General features: G+C 59.2%; 3 protein-coding genes. All 3 read left to right on the forward strand.

Going from position 1 to position 4,815, the window contains the following annotated elements; genetic code table 11:
- Positions 1–99 precede the first annotated feature (99 nt).
- The 3 genes from BDE01S_RS08430 to BDE01S_RS08440 all read left to right on the forward strand — a co-directional run bounded on the left by BDE01S_RS08430 (position 100) and on the right by BDE01S_RS08440 (position 4,711).
- Positions 100–696 carry a LolA family protein gene (locus BDE01S_RS08430; protein ID WP_066080144.1) on the forward strand — a complete coding sequence of 199 codons (597 nt, stop codon included), beginning with the start codon at positions 100–102 and terminating at the stop codon, positions 694–696.
- Between the two features lie 141 nt (positions 697–837).
- Positions 838–3,231, forward strand: a complete 2,394-nt coding sequence (locus tag BDE01S_RS08435) for an MMPL family transporter (RefSeq protein ID WP_066080137.1) — start codon at positions 838–840, stop codon at positions 3,229–3,231.
- 241 nt (positions 3,232–3,472) lie between these two features.
- Positions 3,473–4,711, forward strand: coding sequence for an NAD(P)/FAD-dependent oxidoreductase (locus tag BDE01S_RS08440; RefSeq protein ID WP_066080140.1), 1,239 nt, complete (start codon positions 3,473–3,475; stop codon positions 4,709–4,711).
- Positions 4,712–4,815: the final 104 nt, after the last annotated feature.

Below are 4,815 nucleotides of genomic sequence, written 5' to 3' on the forward strand. Positions count from 1 at the left end.
ATATCTGTACTGCCTGCGGCTTGCCGCCTTGTCTTAATCCAACGAAATGACTATATTTAACCGATATCGGCGGCTATGCCCGCCCTGCCGGAGATTCCGATGAAAAAAATCCTTACCTTTATTTTCCTTACCCTTGCCAGTCCTGTATTGTGGGCATTTTCCACTGCGGATTTGGCGAAAATCCTGCAAAAACCCGCCAATGTGCAGGGGCAGTTTACGCAGGAGCGGCATTTGAAGTCGCTGCAAAAGCCGATGACGGCAAGCGGGCGTTTTGTGCTGATTCCCAAGCGCGGTTTGTTGTGGCAGATGCAAAAGCCGTTTGAAACCACCCTGCGCGTGCGTTCGGACGGCATTATGCAGTGGAACGGCAAAAGCTGGACCCCCAACCATGCCAAAGCAAGCGGACAGAGCCGGCAAATCAGCCTGTTTCTGGATTTGCTCGGCGGCAATACGCAGGGCCTGGAGAAGCAGTTTGACACGGTGTTGAACGGCAACGCTGGCAAATGGACGCTGCGCCTGACGCCGAAAACCGTGCTGATGAAACAGATTTTCACCCGTATCGACATCAGCGGCGACAGCGTGGTGCGCCGAATCGAATTGAATGAAAAACAGGGCGATAAAACGGTCATGCTGTTCCGGGCGGTGCAAACCGACCGGCCGCTCGACGGCTTCGCTCAGCAGCATGTGCATTTGTAAGGCCGTCTGAATGTCGTAGGTCGGGCACTTTTGCCCGACTTTGCTCAAATACCTTGATATTTTTTATTTCAACAACTGTCGGGCAAAAATGCCCGACCTACATCCTGATGTTGCTTTCCCCGAAAAAGGCCGTCTGAAAACATGGATACCACCCGTTTCAAACCCACGCCGCGCCGTGCGTACAGCGCCGTTATCCTGCTGTTGGCGTTGTTTCTCGCCTATACGCTGGCGGTAAAGCCGTGGCTGCAAACCGATTTGACTGCGCTGCTGCCTCAGGAGCAGCAGCCGGATGCGGTGCTGGTTGCGGCGGACAAGGCCGCCGGGCAGCAGCTTGAGTCGCAGGTGGTGCTGCTGGCGGGCAGCCCGGATGCGGAAAAGGCGTTTCAGGCGGCGGAGGAGATTGCGTCGCTGTGGACGCAGAGCGGCGTGTTTGAGGAAGTGGAGAGCCGTACTGCGCCGGACTTGGCGGCTTTGCGCGGCGAAATCGCGGATTTGGGTTTGGCAACGCTGCCGCAGGCGCAACGCACGATGCTCTTTGAAGAGCCGGAGGCGTATTTCCGGACGCGGGCGGAGGCGGCGGTGAATCTGTTTGCCGATCCTTCACCCGTGCCGCTGGAGCAGGATTGGCTGGGTTTCGGCCGCTTCGTGCCGGAAAAGGCCAACCCATATGGCCGTCTGCAATGGCATGCGGGAAACGGCATGCTGTATTCGGAAACGGAAGACGGCATGACTTGGGTATGGCTGCGCGCGCGGCTGCCGGAAGCGGGTCGGCTTGACGATAAGGGCAAACTGCTGCCCCTGTTGGCGCAAAGCCGTGCGCTGGCGGCGGAAAACGGTGCGGATGTACTGGCTGCGGGCGGGGCATTGTTTGCCGCCGCTTCCAAAGCCGGAGCCGAACGCGAAAGCCGGATAATGAGCACGGCCGGCTTGCTGCTGACGTTTACGCTGTTGCTGTGGGTATTCCGCAGCCTGCGTGTGTTTTGGCTGCTCTTGCCGCTGGCGGCGGGTCTGGCGGCGGGTCTGGCGGCGGTGCTGCTGGTGTTCGGCGAAGTGCATGTTCTCACGCTGGTAGTGGGGACAAGCCTGGTGGGTATGCTGGTGGATTTTCCGCTGCACTGGCTCGCGCCTTCGGTGTTTGCGCCGTCTGAAAAAACACGCGCCGCCGTGTGGCAGGCCGCACCGGCGATGAAGCAGGTGCTGCCCACTTTTGCGGTCAGTTTGGCGGTGACGGCGGCGGGCTATGCGCTGCTGTGGTTTACGCCGCTGCCGGTGTTGCGGCAAACGGCGGTGTTTTCCGGCTTTGCGCTGCTGGGCGCGTTTGGCGCAACGGTATGGTGGCTGCCGCCGCTGTTTGCGCGATACCGTGCGCGGGAAGTGCCGTTTGCGGTTTATACCGGAAAGCTGTATCACGCGGCAGGCCGTCTGAAAAACCGCGTGCTGCAGCGGCGCGGCTGGCTGGCGGCGGCTGCCCTGCTGGCGGCATTCGGCCTGTGGCGCAGCGATTGGCACGACGATATCCGCCAATGGGCGGACATGCCGTCTGAAATGTTGGTCGAAGCGCGGCAGATTGCCGTTATCGGCGGCATGGACACGGGCGGTCAGTATTGGGTGGTGGAGGCGGAAAACGAAGACGGATTGCTGCGGCGCAGTGCTGCCGTGAGCCACGCTTTGCAGCCTTTGGTAGAAGCGGGCAGACTGGGCGGCTTCCAGTCGCTCGACCGATTTATCCTGCCGCAGGACGACCAGCAGAAGCTGGCCAAGCGGCTGCGGGAGCTGGTGCGCCTGCCCGAAACATGGCGGCCGCTGACCGACATCGGTATTCCTGCCCAAACCGTGCGTAAAGCATTGGCGCAGGCTGCGGAGCGGCAGCCGCTGCCGCTTTCGGACGGCCTCAAACCGCAACTTGCCGAAGCGTGGCGCGGTCTGTATTTGGGTGAAGTGGAAAAAGGCCGCTTTGCAGCCGTGGTGCGGCTGTACGGGATAGGAGACAGTGCGGCGGTGCAAGCCGCGGCAGGGCATTTGGGCGGCGTGCATTGGGCGGACAAACGCGCGCGCCTGAACGAATCGTTCCGCCATACGCGCAATCAGGCCGCTTGGCTCAAGCTGGCTTCCTACGCTTTGGCCTTGGGTCTGCTGGGTTGCGTGTTCGGCTTGAAGCGGGGCGCGAAGATTCTGGCCGTGCCGCTGGCTTCGGCGGTATTGTCGGTGGCGGTGTTGGGGCTGGCAGGGATACCGGTGAGCCTGTTTGCCATGTTCGGCCTCCTGCTCGGCTCGGCAGTCGGCATTGATTACGCCGTTTACGCCGCTGCCGCCAAACACAGCGCCCCCGCCCGCCTCGGCGGCATGCTGCTGGCGGCGCTGACTACCGGTATTTCCTTTTCGCTGCTGGCGTGGAGCAGCACCCCCGCGGTGGCCGCATTCGGGATAACGGTTACGCTGGGCGTAGCGTTTAATTTGGTGCTGGCGGCGGGATTGCTGAAAGACAAAAACGAAAAACCCCGCAGGAAAGCGGCTGCCAAACCGATAGGACGTTAAACTGACAAATCATTTATCGTAGGTCGGGCACTTTTGCCCGACGTGAATACAGGTAAAGGCACGGTTGGCAATACAGTTGTGTCGGGCAAAAATGCCCGACCTACGGGGAACGTATCGCCACCAATAACCGGCAAAACGCTTAAATATTGACCCAGATAAAACTTTTTTCAGACGGCTTCAATGGTTTTCGCCGTTATCAAGCCGTAAAATACGATATTTTACATTCAGAGAAAGCAACACCATGCAAACCCGTTTCGACGTTGCCGTTATCGGCGCAGGCCCTTCCGGCGCGGTGGCCGCCGCACTGCTCAACAAACAAGGTTTCTCCGTCTGCGTATTGGAAAAACAGCACTTTCCGCGTTTCGTCATCGGCGAAAGCCTGCTGCCTTACTGCATGGTCATGTTGGAAGAAGCCGGTTTTGCCGAAACGGTGCGTGCCGAGCCGAGTTTCCAGCTTAAAAACGGCGCGGCGTTTACTTGGGGCAGCCGCTACACCTATTTCGATTTTACCGACAAATTTTCAGACGGCCCGGGTACGACTTTTCAAGTGCGCCGCGGTATTTTCGACAAAATTCTGATTGATGAGGCCGCAAAGCAAGGCGTGGAAGTACGCTTCGGCCACGGCGTAACCGCGTTTGACAACAGCGGCGATACGGCCTTATTAAGCGTGGAAACCGACGGCGGCGAAAGTTACACCTTGGAAGCGGATTTCGTGCTCGATGCCAGCGGTTACGGACGCGTACTGCCGCGCCTTTTGGATTTGGAAACCCCGTCTTCGCTGCCGCCGCGCGTCGCGCATTTCACCCACATCGACGACCACATTACCGGTGACAAATTCGACCGCAACAAAATCCTGATTACCACCCATCCGACCCACCGCGACGTGTGGCTGTGGACGATTCCGTTCGGCGACGGACGAAGCTCCATCGGGGTAGTCGGCACCCCCGACAAACTGGCGGGCGACAGCGAAACCGTATTGAAAAAGTTCGCACTCGAATGCCCGATGCTGGCCGAAGTGTTGGCCGACGCGCAATGGGACAACGATTTTCCCTACCGCAGTATCCAAGGCTATTCCGCCAATGTCAAAACCCTGCACGGCAAACATTTCGCCCTGCTGGGCAATGCGGCGGAGTTTCTCGATCCCGTATTCTCCTCGGGCGTAACCATCGCGCTGCATTCGGCCAAACTCGCCGCCGAAGTATTGGGCAGACAGCTCAAAGGCCAAGCCGCCGATTGGCAGGCCGAATTCGCCGAGCCGCTGATGCAGGGGGTGGATACGTTCCGCACCTATGTCAACGGCTGGTATGATTTGTCCTTCCAAAACGCCATTTACGCCCCCAACCGCAGCCCCGAAATCAGCCGCATGATTTCTTCGATTCTGGCCGGCTACGCATGGGATACGGCCAATCCGTTTGTGGAAAAACACGCGCAACGCCTGGCTGCCCTGGCCGCGCTGGTCGGCCCGCTGCGTTTGGTCTAAGCCGGAATACGGCGCGGTATGCCGTCTGAAAAACCGGCATTTTCAGACGGCATATCATGATATAGTCGGAGAAATTCAATTCTGTGCCACAAGGTAGCGAGCCG

It is taken from the genome of Bergeriella denitrificans NBRC 102155, from assembly GCF_001592185.1.
Lineage (GTDB): Bacteria > Pseudomonadota > Gammaproteobacteria > Burkholderiales > Neisseriaceae > Neisseria > Neisseria denitrificans.